General features: G+C 61.1%; 13 protein-coding genes. 8 read left to right on the forward strand and 5 right to left on the reverse strand.

What is annotated here, in order from left to right; all coding sequences use genetic code 11:
* The 3 genes from GWC77_RS24790 to GWC77_RS24800 form a co-directional block, all read left to right on the forward strand.
* Positions 1 to 115 (forward strand): IS4 family transposase (locus GWC77_RS24790; RefSeq protein WP_173261287.1); only part of this gene is annotated, 115 nt, incomplete at its 5' end.
* A gap of 1,013 nt (positions 116 to 1,128) precedes the next feature.
* Positions 1,129 to 3,357: a LamG-like jellyroll fold domain-containing protein gene (locus tag GWC77_RS24795; protein ID WP_173261290.1), complete on the forward strand. Its 2,229-nt coding sequence runs from the start codon at positions 1,129 to 1,131 to the stop codon at positions 3,355 to 3,357.
* Positions 3,358 to 3,745: 388 nt separating this feature from the next.
* Positions 3,746 to 4,246, forward strand: a complete 501-nt coding sequence (locus GWC77_RS24800) for a hypothetical protein (RefSeq protein ID WP_173261292.1) — start codon at positions 3,746 to 3,748, stop codon at positions 4,244 to 4,246.
* A gap of 18 nt (positions 4,247 to 4,264) precedes the next feature.
* Here the strand turns inward: GWC77_RS24800 and mnmE are convergent, their stop codons facing one another.
* Positions 4,265 to 5,668 carry a tRNA uridine-5-carboxymethylaminomethyl(34) synthesis GTPase MnmE gene (gene mnmE, locus GWC77_RS24805; RefSeq protein ID WP_173261294.1) on the reverse strand — a complete coding sequence of 468 codons (1,404 nt, stop codon included), beginning with the start codon at positions 5,666 to 5,668 and terminating at the stop codon, positions 4,265 to 4,267.
* 336 nt (positions 5,669 to 6,004) lie between these two features.
* Here mnmE and GWC77_RS24810 point away from each other — a divergent pair, with 336 nt between their 5' ends.
* Positions 6,005 to 6,427, forward strand: coding sequence for a transcriptional regulator (locus tag GWC77_RS24810; RefSeq protein WP_173261296.1), 423 nt, complete (start codon positions 6,005 to 6,007; stop codon positions 6,425 to 6,427).
* Positions 6,428 to 6,529: 102 nt separating this feature from the next.
* On the opposite strand, the gene yidC is transcribed toward GWC77_RS24810, so the two are convergent.
* The 4 genes from yidC to rpmH form a co-directional block, all read right to left on the reverse strand.
* Positions 6,530 to 8,215 carry a membrane protein insertase YidC gene (gene yidC / locus GWC77_RS24815; RefSeq protein WP_173261298.1) on the reverse strand — a complete coding sequence of 562 codons (1,686 nt, stop codon included), beginning with the start codon at positions 8,213 to 8,215 and terminating at the stop codon, positions 6,530 to 6,532.
* A gap of 30 nt (positions 8,216 to 8,245) precedes the next feature.
* Entirely contained in the window at positions 8,246 to 8,476 is a 231-nt protein-coding gene (gene yidD / locus GWC77_RS24820; protein ID WP_173261300.1) for a membrane protein insertion efficiency factor YidD, read from the reverse strand.
* 16 nt (positions 8,477 to 8,492) lie between these two features.
* A complete protein-coding gene (locus GWC77_RS24825; RefSeq protein WP_254367155.1) occupies positions 8,493 to 8,963 on the reverse strand; it encodes a ribonuclease P protein component in 471 nt (156 codons plus the stop codon).
* 79 nt (positions 8,964 to 9,042) lie between these two features.
* Positions 9,043 to 9,177 (reverse strand): 50S ribosomal protein L34, encoded by a 135-nt coding sequence (gene rpmH, locus GWC77_RS24830; protein ID WP_133649748.1) that lies wholly within the window; start codon positions 9,175 to 9,177, stop codon positions 9,043 to 9,045.
* A 436-nt stretch (positions 9,178 to 9,613) separates the two neighbouring features.
* Between rpmH and dnaA the strand changes: the two genes are divergently transcribed.
* The 4 genes from dnaA to GWC77_RS24850 all read left to right on the forward strand — a co-directional run bounded on the left by dnaA (position 9,614) and on the right by GWC77_RS24850 (position 15,841).
* The gene (gene dnaA, locus GWC77_RS24835; RefSeq protein WP_217283400.1) at positions 9,614 to 11,197 is read left to right on the forward strand and encodes a chromosomal replication initiator protein DnaA; all 1,584 of its coding nucleotides are present in this window, start codon (positions 9,614 to 9,616) and stop codon (positions 11,195 to 11,197) included.
* Positions 11,198 to 11,427: 230 nt separating this feature from the next.
* A complete protein-coding gene (gene dnaN, locus GWC77_RS24840; protein ID WP_173261302.1) occupies positions 11,428 to 12,531 on the forward strand; it encodes a DNA polymerase III subunit beta in 1,104 nt (367 codons plus the stop codon).
* A gap of 117 nt (positions 12,532 to 12,648) precedes the next feature.
* Positions 12,649 to 15,120, forward strand: coding sequence for a DNA topoisomerase (ATP-hydrolyzing) subunit B (gene gyrB / locus GWC77_RS24845; protein ID WP_173261304.1), 2,472 nt, complete (start codon positions 12,649 to 12,651; stop codon positions 15,118 to 15,120).
* 214 nt (positions 15,121 to 15,334) lie between these two features.
* The gene (locus tag GWC77_RS24850; protein WP_173261306.1) at positions 15,335 to 15,841 is read left to right on the forward strand and encodes a hypothetical protein; all 507 of its coding nucleotides are present in this window, start codon (positions 15,335 to 15,337) and stop codon (positions 15,839 to 15,841) included.
* The last annotated feature ends 111 nt before the right edge of the window (positions 15,842 to 15,952 follow it).

Raw genomic sequence — 15,952 nt, forward strand, 5'->3', positions numbered from 1 at the left:
CAAAGGCGACGGCGAGCCTGGCGTCAAGACCATCTGGCTAGGCATGCAGCGCGTGGTGGATTTTGCTGCTGGTATCAGATACGCGCGTGAGCTCGAGCAGCAGACTTGTGTGTAATGGAATGGGCTAAGCATGCGAGTGTCCAATTGCCCGAGCAATTGCACCAGGGCTTGGTCATTCGAATGGACCTTACCCGTGCGATCGATGACACCCGCCAAGGTTTCGTAACCGGGCAGCACCGGTAGCGACTTTCCTTTCTTGAGGCGGCCTTCGATTGCTTCCGTGTCGGCAAGCTGTGCGGGTACGATGCCGAGTTCTTCTCTGTTGCGCGATAAATAATCGGCGAGCGTTTTTACCAGAGCTTCGGACGTGAACCCGGTGCCGACCGGCTCCGTCTCTCGACCTGTCCTGATCGAAGGCGCTGACGCGCGGATTGCCGGCCTGGGCGAGTCTTGCGTTCGCGGGGCCGGTAGGTTCATCGCGCCGCTGAGTTCTTTGGGTCTGGGCGACGGGGCCGGACCCGCAGGCGTGTCTTCCTCCGACTTGCCGATGCGCCCTTGTTCTCCGTCTCCCGACGAACCCCCTCCCGCCTTTGGAATGCCAACCATTGCGACGACCACCCTTAAAATTGTCATACCGCCAGTTTGGGAAAACGGCTATGAACAAGTTGTCGAATAAAGTTAAGAACTCCACATGAGGCGTGCGCATCGGGCACCATCAACAGTGAAGCTTGGCACTATTGTGGAGAGGTTATCAACGCATGGCTCGCTGTCGACGAAGCGAACCACGGCTCGACGAATAATTAATCCGAATTGCTTTGCGCGTGCGACCTTGGGTGCGACGGGACTTCGCTAGCGAGAACGTCATTGCGCATGCGATCCCGCGTATCGGATCGACTTCCATTCGCGTGAGAACCGAGCGATATTCACCGTGCTCAGGTTTTTCTTACCCCAATTTCCGCCGACGCCTACCCCTCTATCGCACTCAAAAAAGGCAATAAGCCCTCCGTTAACGCAACAATCGAGGGAGTCCGCCGGGACAGGCAAAAACCTGCGATCTTGCGCAAACGTTTGCCTCGCCGATGCGGCAGACCGATCGATGCCCATGACCCATTAACGGAAAGCCCAGACATGGATGATTTGAAAAAGAACGAACAGGAAACGGGGATTTCGCGGCGCACATTTCTTTATAGCCTTGGCGCGCTGGTGCTCTCGGCGTGCGGAGGGGGAAGTGGGACGAGTGCTGGCGCGTCGGTGAGCCGCACGACGAGCGCGGGCGCTACAGCCGCTGGCGGAGCACTGGCGCATGTCGCCTCGGGCGCCGCAGATCTGACGACGAGCGGTCAGTTCGTCCATCCCGGTTTGCTGCACACACAGACTGACTTCGCCCGCATGGCACAAAAAGTATCGGCACAGGCGTCGCCGTGGATCGACGGCTGGAACGTACTGATTGCCAATAGCCACGCGAGTCTGTCCTGGACGCCGCGCCCGCAAGTCGAGGTCGACCGGGGCGGCACCGGCACGCAGAACTATCCGGTGCTCTATAACGACATCGCTGCGGCCTACGCATGCGCGTTGCGGTGGAAGGTGACCGGCGACACGCGCTACGCCGACAAAGCCGTGCAGATCATGAACGCGTGGTCGTCGACGCTGCAGCGGCTCGGCGGCGACTCCAACGTCGATCTCGCCGCCGGCATCTATGGGTATGAGTTTGCGAACGCCGGCGAGATCATGCGCAATTACACGGGCTGGGCCGGGGCCGACTTCGCCGCGTTCCAGGCGATGATGCGCAACATCTTCTACCCGATCAATCACGATTTCCTGGATCGCCACAACGGCACGGAGATCACGCATTACTGGGCCAATTGGGACCTTTGCAATCTCGCTTCCGTGATGGCCATCGGCGTGCTCTGCGACGATCATTCGCTCTTCGACGAGGCGGTCAACTATTTCCTGAACGGCCCCGGCAACGGCGCGATCGCGCAAGCGGTCTACTATCTGCACCCGGGGTATCTGGGCCAGTGGCAGGAGAGCGGGCGGGACCAGGGACACAATACGCTCGGCATTGCGCTCGCCGGGGCCATCTGCGAAATGGCCTGGAACCAGGGCATCGATCTGTATGGGCACGACAATAACCGGTTCCTTGCGGGTGCCGAATACGTGGCGAAGGCGAACCTGCTTCAGCCGGGCGGCACGACTTACTACACCGTGCCCTATGTCACCTATTCGAACGTCGACGTGACGCAAACGGCGTTCTCGACCGCGAGCCAGGGCACGATCCGCCCATGCTGGGCGCTCGTCTACAACCACTATGTCAACCGCAAAGGTCTTGCGGCACCGTGGTCGAAGCAATTCGCGTTGCAGATTCAACCGGAGGGCGGCGGCGGAAACTACGGACCGAACAGCGGCGGCTACGATCAACTCGGCTACGGTACGTTGACCTGCACGCGTGACCCTGCGGTGCCGGCGGCCGCGCCAAGTGGGCTGACGGCCTATTCTGCCGCCGGGCAGGTCGTGCTTTCATGGTGGGGCGTATCGAACGGCGCGAGCTACAACGTAAAGCGCGGCACCAGCGCTGGCGGGCCCTACAGCACCGTCGCGACGGGCATCACGGACCTGCTCACCTATACGGATAGCCCGGCGGCGGGTACCTGGTATTACGTCGTCAGTGCCAGCACCGCCTCGGGCGAGAGCGGGAACTCGAACGAAGTCGTCGCCGTGACGGCGGTTGTGTTGCATACCGATTTGACGTTCGACGAGACCGCTGGCACCAGCGCCGCCGATGCGAGCGGCAACGGCCATGCGGGTACGCTCGTCGGCGGGGCATCGCACGGGACCGGGAAGCTCGGCAACGCTGTCGTGCTCGATGGCGCGAGCGGTTATGTCAGTTTGCCGAACGATCTCGTTGCCGACGTATCGGACTTCACGATTGCCGCGTGGGTCTACTGGACGAAGTCGGTTCGTTGGGCGCGCATCTTCGACTTCGGCGCGGGCACGGGCCGCTATATGATGCTCACCCCGATGGGCGGCGCGGGACTGCTGCGATTCGCAATCACGACGAACGGCCCGTACGGCGAGCGCCGCATCGACGGCAAGGCCCCGTTGCCAACGAACCAATGGACGCATGTTGCCGTGACGTTATCGGGTACGGTGGGCACGCTTTACGTCAACGGTGTTGCGATCAACAGCGCCACCGACGTGATCTTCGCACCGTGGCGCATCGGCGAGACCGCACAGAATTGGCTCGGCCGTTCGCAGTTCTCGGCGGATCCGTATTTCGCGGGGTCGATCGACGAGTTCCGCATCTACCGCGGGGCGATGTCGGCCGAGCAGATCGCGGCGCTCGCACAAGGCACCTGACGCGGCCGTGCGCGTGATGGACGGTAGTCATGGTCGCACCGACGCGCACGACTCAGCGAAACACGAGAAACACGACAGTGTGATCACCGTGAATCAGCACGCTGCGTGCACGATCCCGGTCTCCCTGTCGCGCAGTGCGAGGCACATGAGCACACTGTAGGCGTGCGGCGCGGCGCTGCATGGGGCGCTTTCGTGGGAGATCGCGGGCGTGGCTCGGACTGCTACGGAACGGTCATGTCATCGGTGCTCGGCGCGAAAGCGACGAGTATGTACCTTAGTGCACTGCGACCGACTCATTAGTTTTGTTAGGACGGCGGCGCGCCACGAGCCACTATGCTGGCCGGGAGATCGCGAAACGGAGCCGGAGTATCCCTCGGCAGGCTCACGCATGATGCGTCGATGCGGGCAGCGCAGTGCTTCCGGTTCGATCGGTCTCTTCTCTTTTCCGCTCTTGGAGGGCGCTATGGCCGCAACAGTAACTATCCAACTGGCTGACAACCAATATCTGTCGCTGTCGAAGTCGGGCGTGACGCTGAGCAACAGTGGGAGCGACGAGCAAAGCCAGTGGACGATCAGCGAATTTCCGGACGCGGGAAACGCGACGACGGTTTATAGCACGATACAAAACGTGCAGAGCGGCCAGTACTTGGTGCTGCCCGGGCCATTTATCAACGGTATCGCTCCGGCAGCGGTGGCAGCGGATCAGTCGCTGGCATTGCTTTTTTTGATCGGCGGCGGCCCGCCGCTCAACGGTCGACTACCGATCGAAATCGTCAATGGAAAGCCGTTCCAGGGCAAGGAGGTTTATCTTGCGACCGATGGCGCTATGGCGGCCTACCTGGCGAACGGTCAGACTGGGAGCGGATGGACCATCAGGCAAGTCGGATGACGTAAGGCAATACGCAGCCTACTTCCCAATACAAAATCTGCTGAAAATTACCCCGAGCAGATCGTCCGAGGTGAATGCGCCGGTAATCGAATTGAGCTCTTCCTGCGCGAGGCGCAACTCCTCGGCGAACAGATCGAGCGATTGATTCCCGGCCTCACCGTGCTCCGACGCCAGCGCTAGATGATCCTGCGCCGCACGCAGCGCACGCAAGTGCCGCTCGCGTGCGAGATAAACGCTCTCGGTGCCCGCCTGCCAGCCGGCGATGCGCAACAGCTCAGCCCGCAGCAAATCGATTCCTTCGCCTCTTTTCGCGGAGAGCCTCAGTTCGCACACTTCGCCGTCCACTTCTGTTGCGCCAAGCCGATTGAGCGTCGGCGCCAGCTCGGTCAAGTCCGTCTTGTTCAGTACCCGCACGACCGGCACGCCAGCCGGAAAGCGCGCGGCAATGGCTGTGTCGTCGGGCGTCATGCCCGCACGGGCATCGAGCAGATGCAGCACGACATCGGCCTTTTCGATCTCGTTCCATGTCCGCGCGATACCGATTTTCTCGACCTCGTCCTCGGTATCGCGCAGCCCAGCGGTATCGACGATATGCAGCGGAATACCTTCGATCTGGATCGTCTGCGCGACCTTGTCGCGCGTCGTACCCGCAATCGGCGTCACGATCGCGAGTTCGGCACCCGCAAGCGCATTCAGCAAAGAAGACTTGCCGACGTTCGGCTGCCCCGCAAGCACGACGGCGAGCCCCTCTCGCAACAGTGCGCCTTGCTTCGCTTCGCCGAGCACCTGAGCGAGCCGCGCGCGAATGTGCGCGAGCTTGCCGCGCGCATCGGCCGCCTCGAGAAAATCGATCTCTTCCTCGGGAAAGTCCAGCGTCGCCTCGACGAGCATCCGCAGCGCGATGACTTCCTCGACGAGTGCATGAATGTCGCGCGAAAACGCCCCCTCGAGCGAACGGCCCGCCGAACGTGCCGCGGCCTCCGTGCTCGCCTCGATGAGATCGGCGACAGCCTCCGCTTGCGCGAGATCGAGCTTGTCGTTGAGAAAGGCGCGCCGCGTGAATTCACCGGGCTCGGCAAGACGCAGACCGAATGCCTTGCCGGCATCGAGGCAGGACTGAAGCACCAGTTGCAGAACGACCGGCCCGCCGTGCCCCTGCAACTCGATCACATGTTCGCCGGTATACGAATGCGGCGCGGGGAAATACAGCGCAATGCCGCGGTCGAGGACGTTGCCCCCGGCATCGAGAAACGGCACATAACTCGCATGACGCGGCTCGAGCATTTGCGCGAAGAGCGCGTGCATCAACGCTTCGGCGGCCGCGCTGCCCGCACGGCCGCACGAGATGCGGACCACGCCGATTCCCCCGCGCCCCGGCGCGGTGGCAATGGCGACGATCGAATCCGAATCGGGAGCGAGCATGGTCATCCGGCTAATGCAGTGAGAGAACGGTCTGGCGTGAAGAGCGGCATTGTAGCGCGCCGTCGCGGCGCCTTTCGGCGTCGTCCCCCGTCGATCGCGGTGCCCTTACCATAAATTAGATTTATCTCAATCGGGATAGTGTATTCTTCAGACGGAGTGAAGGCGCGATCACCGAGTCCAAGGCGAAACGCCCGTTCCAAGGGGAAATTCCCTGAAGAACCGGATTCCCGTCGCACACCGGCTATCTACGCGATCTGGCTAAAACCGCGCTCCCCTGGGCTAAAACTGTCGTGAGTGGTTGTCTTCTTTGCACTGGCTCGATTGCACAATTTTGCGATGCCGACCGCAGAAGAGAAAGCGGCGTTCTCGGAACGCCTGAAATTTGCCTTGCAGCGCAGCCCCGAAAAAGCGACGGGCGGGACGCAACTCGCGCTGCAATTCAATTTACGCCATCGCGGCGCTAGCCCCATCTCCCCGCAGACCGCGCATAAGTGGCTCACGGGCCGAACGATTCCCACTGCCGACAAACTTGCGACGCTCGCCGATTGGTTGCGCGTCGATCTGCACTGGCTGCATTACGGGCCGGCGCCCACGGCATCGGCCCGTACGACGCCCAAACCGCTGCCGCGCGATGAAAAGTATCCGCTGACCCCGGAGACAATCGAATTGGCCTCGAAGATCGAAGCGCTCTCGCCGCATCACCGCTATCTCGTGCAAGAGCTGATCGAACAGTTCTACGGCGACGGCTCCGAGTCGTAATCCTCAGGGACCCCCCGCAAAAAAAAATCGCCCGGTCTGCAACTTCACCGGGCGATTTTTTTGGACGCTGCGGCCACGCCGCAGGCGTCGATCAAACCAGCGTCAAGCCGTCTTTTCCTTCTTCCTGGCACCCATCATTCGCGTGATGTAGTACTGCTGCGCGATCGACAGCACGTTGTTGACGACGTAGTACAGCACGAGGCCCGACGGGAAGAAGAAGAACATCACCGAGAACGCGATCGGCATGAACATCATCATCTTCGCCTGGACAGGATCGGGCGGCGTCGGGTTCAGCTTCGTCTGCACGAACATCGAGACCGCCATCAGCACGGGCAGGATGTAGAACGGATCCTGTTGCGACAGATCGTGAATCCAGAGTACCCACGGCGCGCCGCGCATCTCCACCGATGAGAGCAGCACCCAGTAAAGCGAAATGAACACCGGAATCTGGACGACGATCGGCAGGCAGCCCCCGAACGGATTGACCTTTTCCGTCTTATAGAGCTCCATCAGCGCCGCGTTCATCTTCTGCGGGTCGCTCTTGAAGCGTTCGCGCAGCGCCTGCATACGCGGCGTGATTTCCTTCATCCGCGCCATCGATTTGTAGCTCGCCGCCGAAAGCGGGAAGAAGACGGCCTTGATCAGCAGCGTGAGCAGCACGATCGCCCAGCCCCAGTTGCCGACGAGACCGTAAATCTTCTCGAGCAGCCAGAACAGCGGCTTCGCGATGATCGTGACCCAGCCGTAATCCTTCACGAGGTCGAGGCCGGGCGCGATGCCTTCGAGCACGCGCTCTTCCTCCGGACCCGCGAAAAGCCGTGCCGATACATCGGCCGATTGTCCCGGCGCGAGCGTCGGCAGCGGCTGCTGCACGCCGACGCGGTACAGCGTCGGATCGATCTGCTCGACGTAGTTGGTCCGTTTGGCGCCTTCCTGCGGAATCCAGGCCGTCGCGAAATAGTGCTGCACCATCGCGACCCAGCCATTGTTGGCGGCGCTCGCGTACTCGGCCTTTTTCTTGTCGATGTCGCTGAACGATATCTTCTGGAAGTGATGCTCGTTCGTATAGACCGCCGGTCCGATGAACGTGTGCGAGAAGCGCGGCGTTTCGACGGGTTGGCTGTCGCGCACGAGCTCCATGTAGACCGTTGGCGTAACGGGGGCGGTGCCGACGTTCTCGACCTTGGTATCGACGCCGATCACATAGCTGCCGCGCGTGAACGTGTAGGTCTTCACGACTTTGACGCCGCCCTTGACCGGCGACTCGAGGCTGATCTGAAACGACTTCTGATCGCCCGTCAACGCGCGCGGACCCGGCACGGGCGTGAAGATGTCATTGTGATAGGGCAGCTCGGCGCCGCTTGCGATGACGCCCGTGCGCGCGAGGTAGGTGTGGTTGGCCGTGCGATCGAACAGCGTCACGTTCAGATCGGCCTGCTTCGGATCGCTGTTGCGCGTGAGCGTGAGCTTTTCGAGGGTGCCGCCGCGCGTATCGATTTCGCCCTGATAGACGTCCGTGCTGAACGGGATCAACTGAGCGGACGGCTGCGGGGCGCCTGCCACCGTCGCCGGCGCCGCGACGCGCGGTGCCGACGGCGCTCCGCCTTGGCCCGCGGCCGACGCGGCGCTGCTCGCGCTGCCCGGCGTCGCGCCCGTGCTCGCGGAGTGGGTCGCGGTCGGGTTCGGGAAGAACATCGACGGGCGTCCGTGCTCGCGCTGCCAGTTGTCGAACAGCATGATCGCTGACACGAAGAAGATCGCCCATAGGACGGTGCGTTTGATATCCATGCGTGGTCTCAGAGTCGATAAAGCGGCGCTTCAGCGCTTTTTCGAGGGTGCGGGTGGAACGAGGTCGATCCCGCCCGCGGAAAAGGGATGACAGCGGCAAAGCCGCTTGAGCGCGAGGTAACTTCCGCGCGCGGCGCCATGATACTGGATTGCCTCGCGTGCGTAATCGGAACAGGAAGGATAAAAGCGGCACCGGTTGCCGAGCAGAGGGCTCAAGGCAATCTTGTACAAGCGCAGTAACGCGATCAGTACCGTTTGCATGGCGATGAAGCGGTGTTCATGGCCGCCCCGAACTCCGGTCGTCTTGCGCACCGCTCGACGGCCCGGGCGTGAGCCCCGGTTCCGTCGCGGCGGCACCGCTCTCGCGACGTACGATCTCGCGAGCCACTTTGTCGAGCAACGTGTCGATCTCGGCACGAACCAGCGCCTTGAGCGGCCTCGACGCGGCGCTCGGATAAGCGGCCTTGTCGAAGCGCGCGGACAGGCGCAGTAGAACGTCCCACCCGCCGAAATCTTCGCGGCGCACGCGAAACGCTTCACGCGCGAGGCGCCGCACCAGATTGCGCGTGGCGGCGCGCGGCGCGAACTTCTTGCCCGTCACGAGACCGAGGCGCGCATCGCTGCCCGTCGGCCTGGCGTAGACGACAAAATGCGCCGTTCGGCGCCACGGGCGTAAACGAAAAACGGATGAAAACTCATCCGTTTTGAGAAGCCTCGCGGCTTTGGGGAAGACGGCTCGCGCTCGCAACGGACCCGGCCCGACGGCGGCGTGCGCATGTCCCCGCGTTGCCGCGGGCGCCTGACGCGACGCGCTCAGGCGCCTTGCCTTAGATGGCGAGACGCTTGCGGCCCTTCGCGCGACGGGCGTTGATCACTTTGCGGCCGCCGACGGTCTTCATGCGAACGCGGAAACCATGGGTGCGCTTGCGGCGCGTCACGGAAGGTTGGTAGGTACGTTTCATGTCGCTCTCACTGGGGAATGGACCGCGTGCGCTTTGGCGCTGTCAGCTTGCCTGCAAACCGTGCAGGACAACGCCGAGAGGCATTTCGACGGGGCCGGGAATCAGTTTTCGCTTTCGCGGGAACCCGCTATTTAAACCGGTTTTCTTTTGGTCGTCAATACGTTACGTTGATTTCGACCGCGTGCGCAAGGCTCGCCGGCGCGCACGCGGCGCTGGATCAGGCCCTGTGGATAACTCCCTGGTCGGCTCTTTTTGGCGGTAGAATCTCGCCTTATCTCAAGAATCCTGCACGTCGTCGCGAGTCCCATCGTTCGCCGCAAGTACTTGTTGCGAAAGGATTTGTGGCGGGCTCGCCTGGCCGGTCCGGGTCCTTCGGGCGCATCGCGCGACGAAGGCGGCGGCGAGTGACCGTGCACTAAAAAACGACGTCATTTTGATGAACGAATTCTGGCAACACTGTTCCGCGCTGCTGGAGCGTGAATTGACGCCCCAGCAGTACGTGACGTGGATCAAACCGTTGGCCCCGGTCGCCTTCGACGCCGCCGCGAACACGTTGTCCATCGCCGCGCCGAACCGCTTCAAGCTCGATTGGGTCAAGAGCCAGTTTTCGGGTCGCATCTCCGATCTCGCGCGCGACTTTTGGCAGGCTCCCGTGGAAGTCCAGTTCGTGCTGGATCCGAAGGCTGGCCTGCGTGCGCCGGTCGGCGGCGCGTCGTCGGTGCCTTTGCCGCGTGTTCCCGCGTCGGTTGCTGCCGCGTTGGCGGCCAATGGCGGCATGCCGTCCGCGGGCGCTGCCGACGGCGCCTCGCGCGGCGGGCCGAATGGCGCGCGTGGTGGGACGGGTGCGGCCGGCAATGGCGCGGGCGCGCACATGGCCGACGATGCGGCCGATAGCGACTTGCCGAGCGTCGATGCGAGCGAGGCCGCGGCCGCGCGGCGCACCTGGCGTCCCGGTGCGTTCGCAGGCCCTGGCGGGGCCGAGACCGATTCGATGTACGAGCGCTCGAAGCTCAACCCGGTGCTGACCTTCGACAACTTCGTGACCGGTAAGGCGAATCAGCTCGCACGCGCCGCGGCGATTCAGGTCGCCGACAATCCCGGCGTGTCGTACAACCCGCTGTTCCTGTATGGCGGCGTGGGGCTCGGGAAGACGCACTTGATCCATGCGATCGGCAACCAGCTGCTGCTGGATAAGGCGGGCGCGCGGATCCGCTACATCCATGCCGAGCAATATGTGTCCGACGTCGTGAAAGCCTATCAGCGCAAGGCGTTCGACGATTTCAAGCGTTACTACCATTCGCTCGATCTGCTGCTCATCGACGATATTCAGTTCTTCTCCGGCAAATCGCGCACGCAGGAAGAATTCTTCTATGCGTTCGAAGCGCTCGTTGCCAACAAGGCGCAGGTGATCATCACGAGCGACACGTATCCGAAGGAGATTTCGGGTATCGACGATCGCCTCATCTCGCGCTTCGACTCGGGGCTCACCGTGGCCATCGAGCCGCCCGAGCTCGAGATGCGCGTGGCCATTCTGATGCGCAAGGCGCAGTCCGAAGGCGTGAGTCTTTCGGAGGATGTGGCGTTTTTCGTGGCCAAGCACCTGCGCTCGAACGTACGCGAGCTCGAAGGCGCGCTGCGGAAGATCCTCGCGTATTCGAAGTTTCACGGCCGCGAGATTTCGATCGAGCTGACCAAGGAGGCGCTCAAGGATCTGCTGACCGTGCAGAACCGGCAAATCTCCGTCGAGAACATTCAGAAGACCGTCGCCGACTTCTACAACATCAAAGTCGCCGATATGTATTCGAAGAAGCGTCCGGCGAATATTGCGCGACCGCGCCAGATTGCGATGTATCTCGCGAAGGAACTGACGCAAAAGAGTTTGCCGGAGATCGGCGAGCTCTTCGGCGGGCGCGATCACACCACCGTCTTGCACGCGGTGCGCAAGATTGCCGACGAGCGCGGCAAGGATGCGCAGCTGAACCACGAATTGCACGTGCTGGAACAAACGCTAAAGGGCTGAGCCGGCGGCGGGCGGATGCGGTCGGCGCGCGGACGACCCTCCCTCCGATTTAGCGGAGTCGGTTTCTTTTTCAGGCACAATATTGGTTTAGCCGCCCTGGCTGCGCGGGTGGCGGGAAAGTGCAGGAAGTGGGCACAAAGCGCGGAGAAATGCGGGGCGTCGGCGCTTGAGTCGACGAATCTGCCGGGCGAGGCGGCTGGACCCTGCCGTCCTATCAACGAAGGAACCCTATGCAACTGGTCAAGACCGAACGAGACAACCTCCTCAGGCCGCTGCAAACCGTGAGCGGCATCGTCGAACGCCGCCATACGTTGCCGATCCTCGCGAATCTGCTGATCACCAAGAACGGTCCGGACGTATCGTTTCTGTCGACGGACCTCGAATTGCAGATCACGACGCGGGCCGATTTCGGTGTGGGAGGCGAATCGGTTGCGACCACCGTCGCTGCGCGCAAGTTGCTCGATATCCTGCGCGCGATGCCCGACGGGCAGGTGAGCCTGACGCTGGCCGACAAGCGGCTGACGGTGCAATCCGGCAAGAGCCGCTTTGCGCTGCAGACGCTCGCGGCCGACGAATTCCCGACCGTCGCCCAGGCCAAGGATTACGGCGCGAGCCTTGCCGTCCCGCAAAAGACGTTCCGTCAATTGCTCGGCATGGTGCATTTCGCCATGGCGCAGCAGGACATCCGCTATTACCTGAACGGCATGCTGCTCGTCGTCGATGGCGGCCGGCTGATGGCTGTGGCGACTGACGGGCATCGGCTCGCGTATTCGTCGATGAAGATCGAGGGTGAATTCCCGCGCCAGGAAGTGATCGTTCCGCGCAAGACGATTCTCGAATTGCAGCGGTTGCTCGAAGACATCGACGATGTCGTGACGATCGATATTGCGTCGACACAGGCGAAGTTCACGTTCGGCCAGGTCGAGCTCGTTTCGAAGCTGGTCGAGGGCAAGTTCCCCGATTTCCAGCGTGTCATTCCGAAGGCGCACAAGAACACGTTCGTGATCGGGCGCGATGAGTTGCAGCGTTCGCTGCAGCGCGCGGCCATTTTGACCTCGGACAAATTCAAGGGCGTGCGCTGCGTGATCGAGCCGGGGCAGTTGAAGATCATGTCGACCAACGCCGATCAGGAAGAGGCGCAGGAAGAACTCGAGATTGCTTACCAGGGCGACACGATCGACATGGGGTTCAACGTCACGTATCTGCTGGACGTGTTGGCGAATCTGAAGGTCGACATGTTGCAGGTGAGCGTGGCCGATGCGAGCTCGAGCGCCTTGATCACCATCCCGGAAAACGAGGATTTCAAGTACGTCGTCATGCCGATGCGCATTTGATCCGACGGCCGGGAAGTAGCCAAGACCAAGGGGCGCAGCGCCCCTTTGGCGTTTATTTGGCAGACCGAAATACCGTACGTAGTACCCAGGCAGTAGATGCAGAACCGGAAGATACCCATGAGTGAACAGCACAATTCGCAGCCCGACAACAGCTACGGCGCCTCTTCGATTCAGATCCTCGAAGGTCTGGAGGCAGTCCGCAAGCGGCCCGGGATGTATATCGGCGACACGTCGGACGGCACCGGTTTGCACCACCTCGTATTCGAAGTGCTCGACAACTCGATCGACGAGGCGTTGGCCGGGTATTGCAACGAAATCCAGGTGACCATTCACGCGGACAATTCGATTTCCGTCATCGATAACGGCCGCGGGATTCCGACCGGCGTGAAGCTCGACGATAAACACGATCCCAAGCGCAGCGCGGCCGAGATCGTGATGACCGAGCTGCATGCGGGCGGCAAGTTCGATCAGAACAGCTACAAGGTATCGGGCGGTCTGCACGGCGTCGGTGTCTCGTGCGTGAATGCGCTCTCGAGCTGGCTGCGGTTGACGGTGCGCCGCGACGGCAAGAAGCACTTCATGGAGTTTCATCGCGGGGTGCCGCAAAACCGCGTGATCGAGGAAGTGAACGGCGACCGCGTATCGCCGATGCAATTCCTCGGCGATACGGAAAAGCGCGGCACTGAGGTGCATTTCATGGCCGACGTGTCGATCTTCGGCACTGTGGAATATCACTATGACATTCTGGCCAAGCGGATTCGCGAGCTTTCGTTCCTCAACAACGGCGTGCGGATTCGGCTGACGGATCAGCGTACGGGCAAGGAAGACGATTTCGCGTTCGTGGGCGGTGTGAAGGGTTTCGTCGAGTACATCAACAAGACGAAGACCGTGCTGCATCCGACGATCTTCCATGTGGTCGGCGAGAAGGACAGTGTCGGCGTGGAAGTCGCGATGCAGTGGAACGACAGCTACAACGAAAACGTGCTGTGCTTCACGAACAACATTCCGCAGCGCGACGGCGGTACCCATTTGACGGGGCTGCGCGCGGCGATGACGCGCGTGATCAACAAGTACATTGCCGATCACGAAATCGCGAAGAAGGCCAAGGTCGAGACGTCGGGCGACGATATGCGTGAAGGGTTGTCGTGCGTGCTATCGGTGAAGGTGCCCGAGCCGAAGTTCAGTTCGCAGACGAAGGACAAGCTCGTTTCGTCCGAAGTGCGTGCGCCGGTGGAAGAGGTCGTGGCGAAGGCGCTCGAAGAGTTTTTGCTCGAGACGCCGAACGACGCGAAGATCATCTGCGGGAAGATCGTGGATGCCGCGCGTGCGCGCGACGCGGCGCGCAAGGCGCGTGAGATGACGCGACGCAAGGGCGTGCTCGACGGCGTGGGCTTGCCGGGCAAGCTAGCCGATTGCCAGGAGAAGGACCCGGCGAAATCGGAGATCTACATCGTCGAGGGCGATTCGGCAGGCGGCTCGGCCAAGCAGGGTCGCGACCGCAAGTTCCAGGCGATTTTGCCGTTGCGCGGTAAGGTGCTCAATGTCGAGAAAGCGCGCTATGACAAGCTGCTTTCGTCCGAGCAGATCGTCACGCTGATTACCGCGCTGGGCTGCGGGATTGGCAAGGACGATTACAACCTCGACAAGCTGCGCTACCACCGCATCATCATCATGACCGATGCGGACGTGGACGGCGCGCATATTCGTACGCTGCTTTTGACGTTTTTCTATCGGCAGATGCCGGAGATGATCGAGCGCGGGTACATCTATATCGCGCAGCCGCCGCTTTATAAGGTCAAGGCTGGGAAGGACGAGCGTTATCTGAAGGATGGTGCCGAGCTCAACGCGCACATGCTGCGGCTTGCGTTGCAGGGTTCGGAGCTTGTGGCGAACGAAGGCGCGATGCCGATTGCCGGCGATGCGTTGGGCGAATTGGCGCGGTCGTATTTGTTGGCGCAGGGTGTGGTGGAGCGGCTCGCACGGCTTTATGACGCTAGCGCGTTGGAAGCCATCATGGATGGCGTTGCGATCGATCTGACTAGCGAGGCTGGGGCGGCTGCTTCGGCCGAGGCGCTGCAGGTGGCGCTGCGCAGCGATCCGTTGAAGCCTGAGGTGAGTGTCTATCCGCAGTATGACCCGGTGCGCGAGCTGCGCTCGCTGCGCGTCGAGCGGCGGCATCACGGCAATGTGAAGGTGTCGGTGATCGACGAGGAGTTCTTGTTGACGGCCGATTATCAGCAGCTCGTGAATACCGCTAATACGTTTAAAGGGTTGATTGGGGTGGGGGCCGTTATCAAGCGCGGGGAGCGCAGTATGGCCGTTACGGACTTCAAGAGCGCTATGCGGTGGTTGATCGCAGATGCGGAACGCAATGTTTCCAAGCAGCGGTATAAGGGGTTGGGTGAGATGAACCCGTCGCAGCTTTGGGAAACGACGATGGATCCGAACGTGCGGCGGTTGCTGCGCGTGCAGATCGAGGATGCGATTGCCGCGGATGGGATCTTTACCACGCTCATGGGGGATGAGGTCGAGCCAAGACGCGCGTTTATCGAGAGCAATGCGCTTCGGGCGGGGAATATTGATGTTTGATGTTTTTGTTGGGTGGCGCGGCAAGTGACGGCCGCCAAGCGGTGAGTCATTACAGCCGCATGTCGTGAAAAATCAAACGCCCGGGATGTCCGGGCGTTTGATTTTGGGAAAAGCCCGGTTCCACGACTCTCAGAAACGATCAGGGTAGGTTCGGCAGAGTGCGGGGATGAGTTGGAGGCGGCAGCGTCCATTCTGACAATATGGGAGGCAATCAATGAACAAGGACGAAATCCTCTACAAATGGATTCCATACCGACTTCAATCTATCGATAGCATGATGTGGGCGTATAACATACACGATGAACTCGGTTTGCCGAGAGAAATGGAAGTTTTCGTCGACGGCAAAAAAATCCTCCAAGGCAACGTGAATGCGCTGCTAAATCCCATGATCGAAGTGGGATTCATTCATGCGAGATCTTTACTAGAGTTTTTAGGTCTGAATGCTAAGAAGGGGAAGCTTGTTGCGGCGAAAAATCGTCGATCGGATGACATTGCCATCGAGCACTTCGAAACTAACGGCATAGCATTGAAAAAGGTCGCGCCCGTTACAGCATTGGACACCTACAATGGCCCGAAAGTCGACGCAGAGAGAGCGCTTGTGTCTATATTTGAACTCGCTAACAAAGGGTTGGCTCATCTTTCAAATGCATTTCCTACACAGTACACGAACGTCGAACTTGATATCGCACATAGAGGTATACGAACTTTATGCCTCTTTTGAATTCCGAGTGGGTGATGTTAGCGGGTCAAGGGCGGGCGTAAGCCCGGCGCAGCGAACCCTTGAGGCGCTCTGAATCGACAAGCTGAGGTATGGCTGGTTGCGGCAGAATGC

Source organism: Paraburkholderia sp. NMBU_R16 (genome assembly GCF_013282575.1).
Lineage (GTDB): Bacteria > Pseudomonadota > Gammaproteobacteria > Burkholderiales > Burkholderiaceae > Trinickia.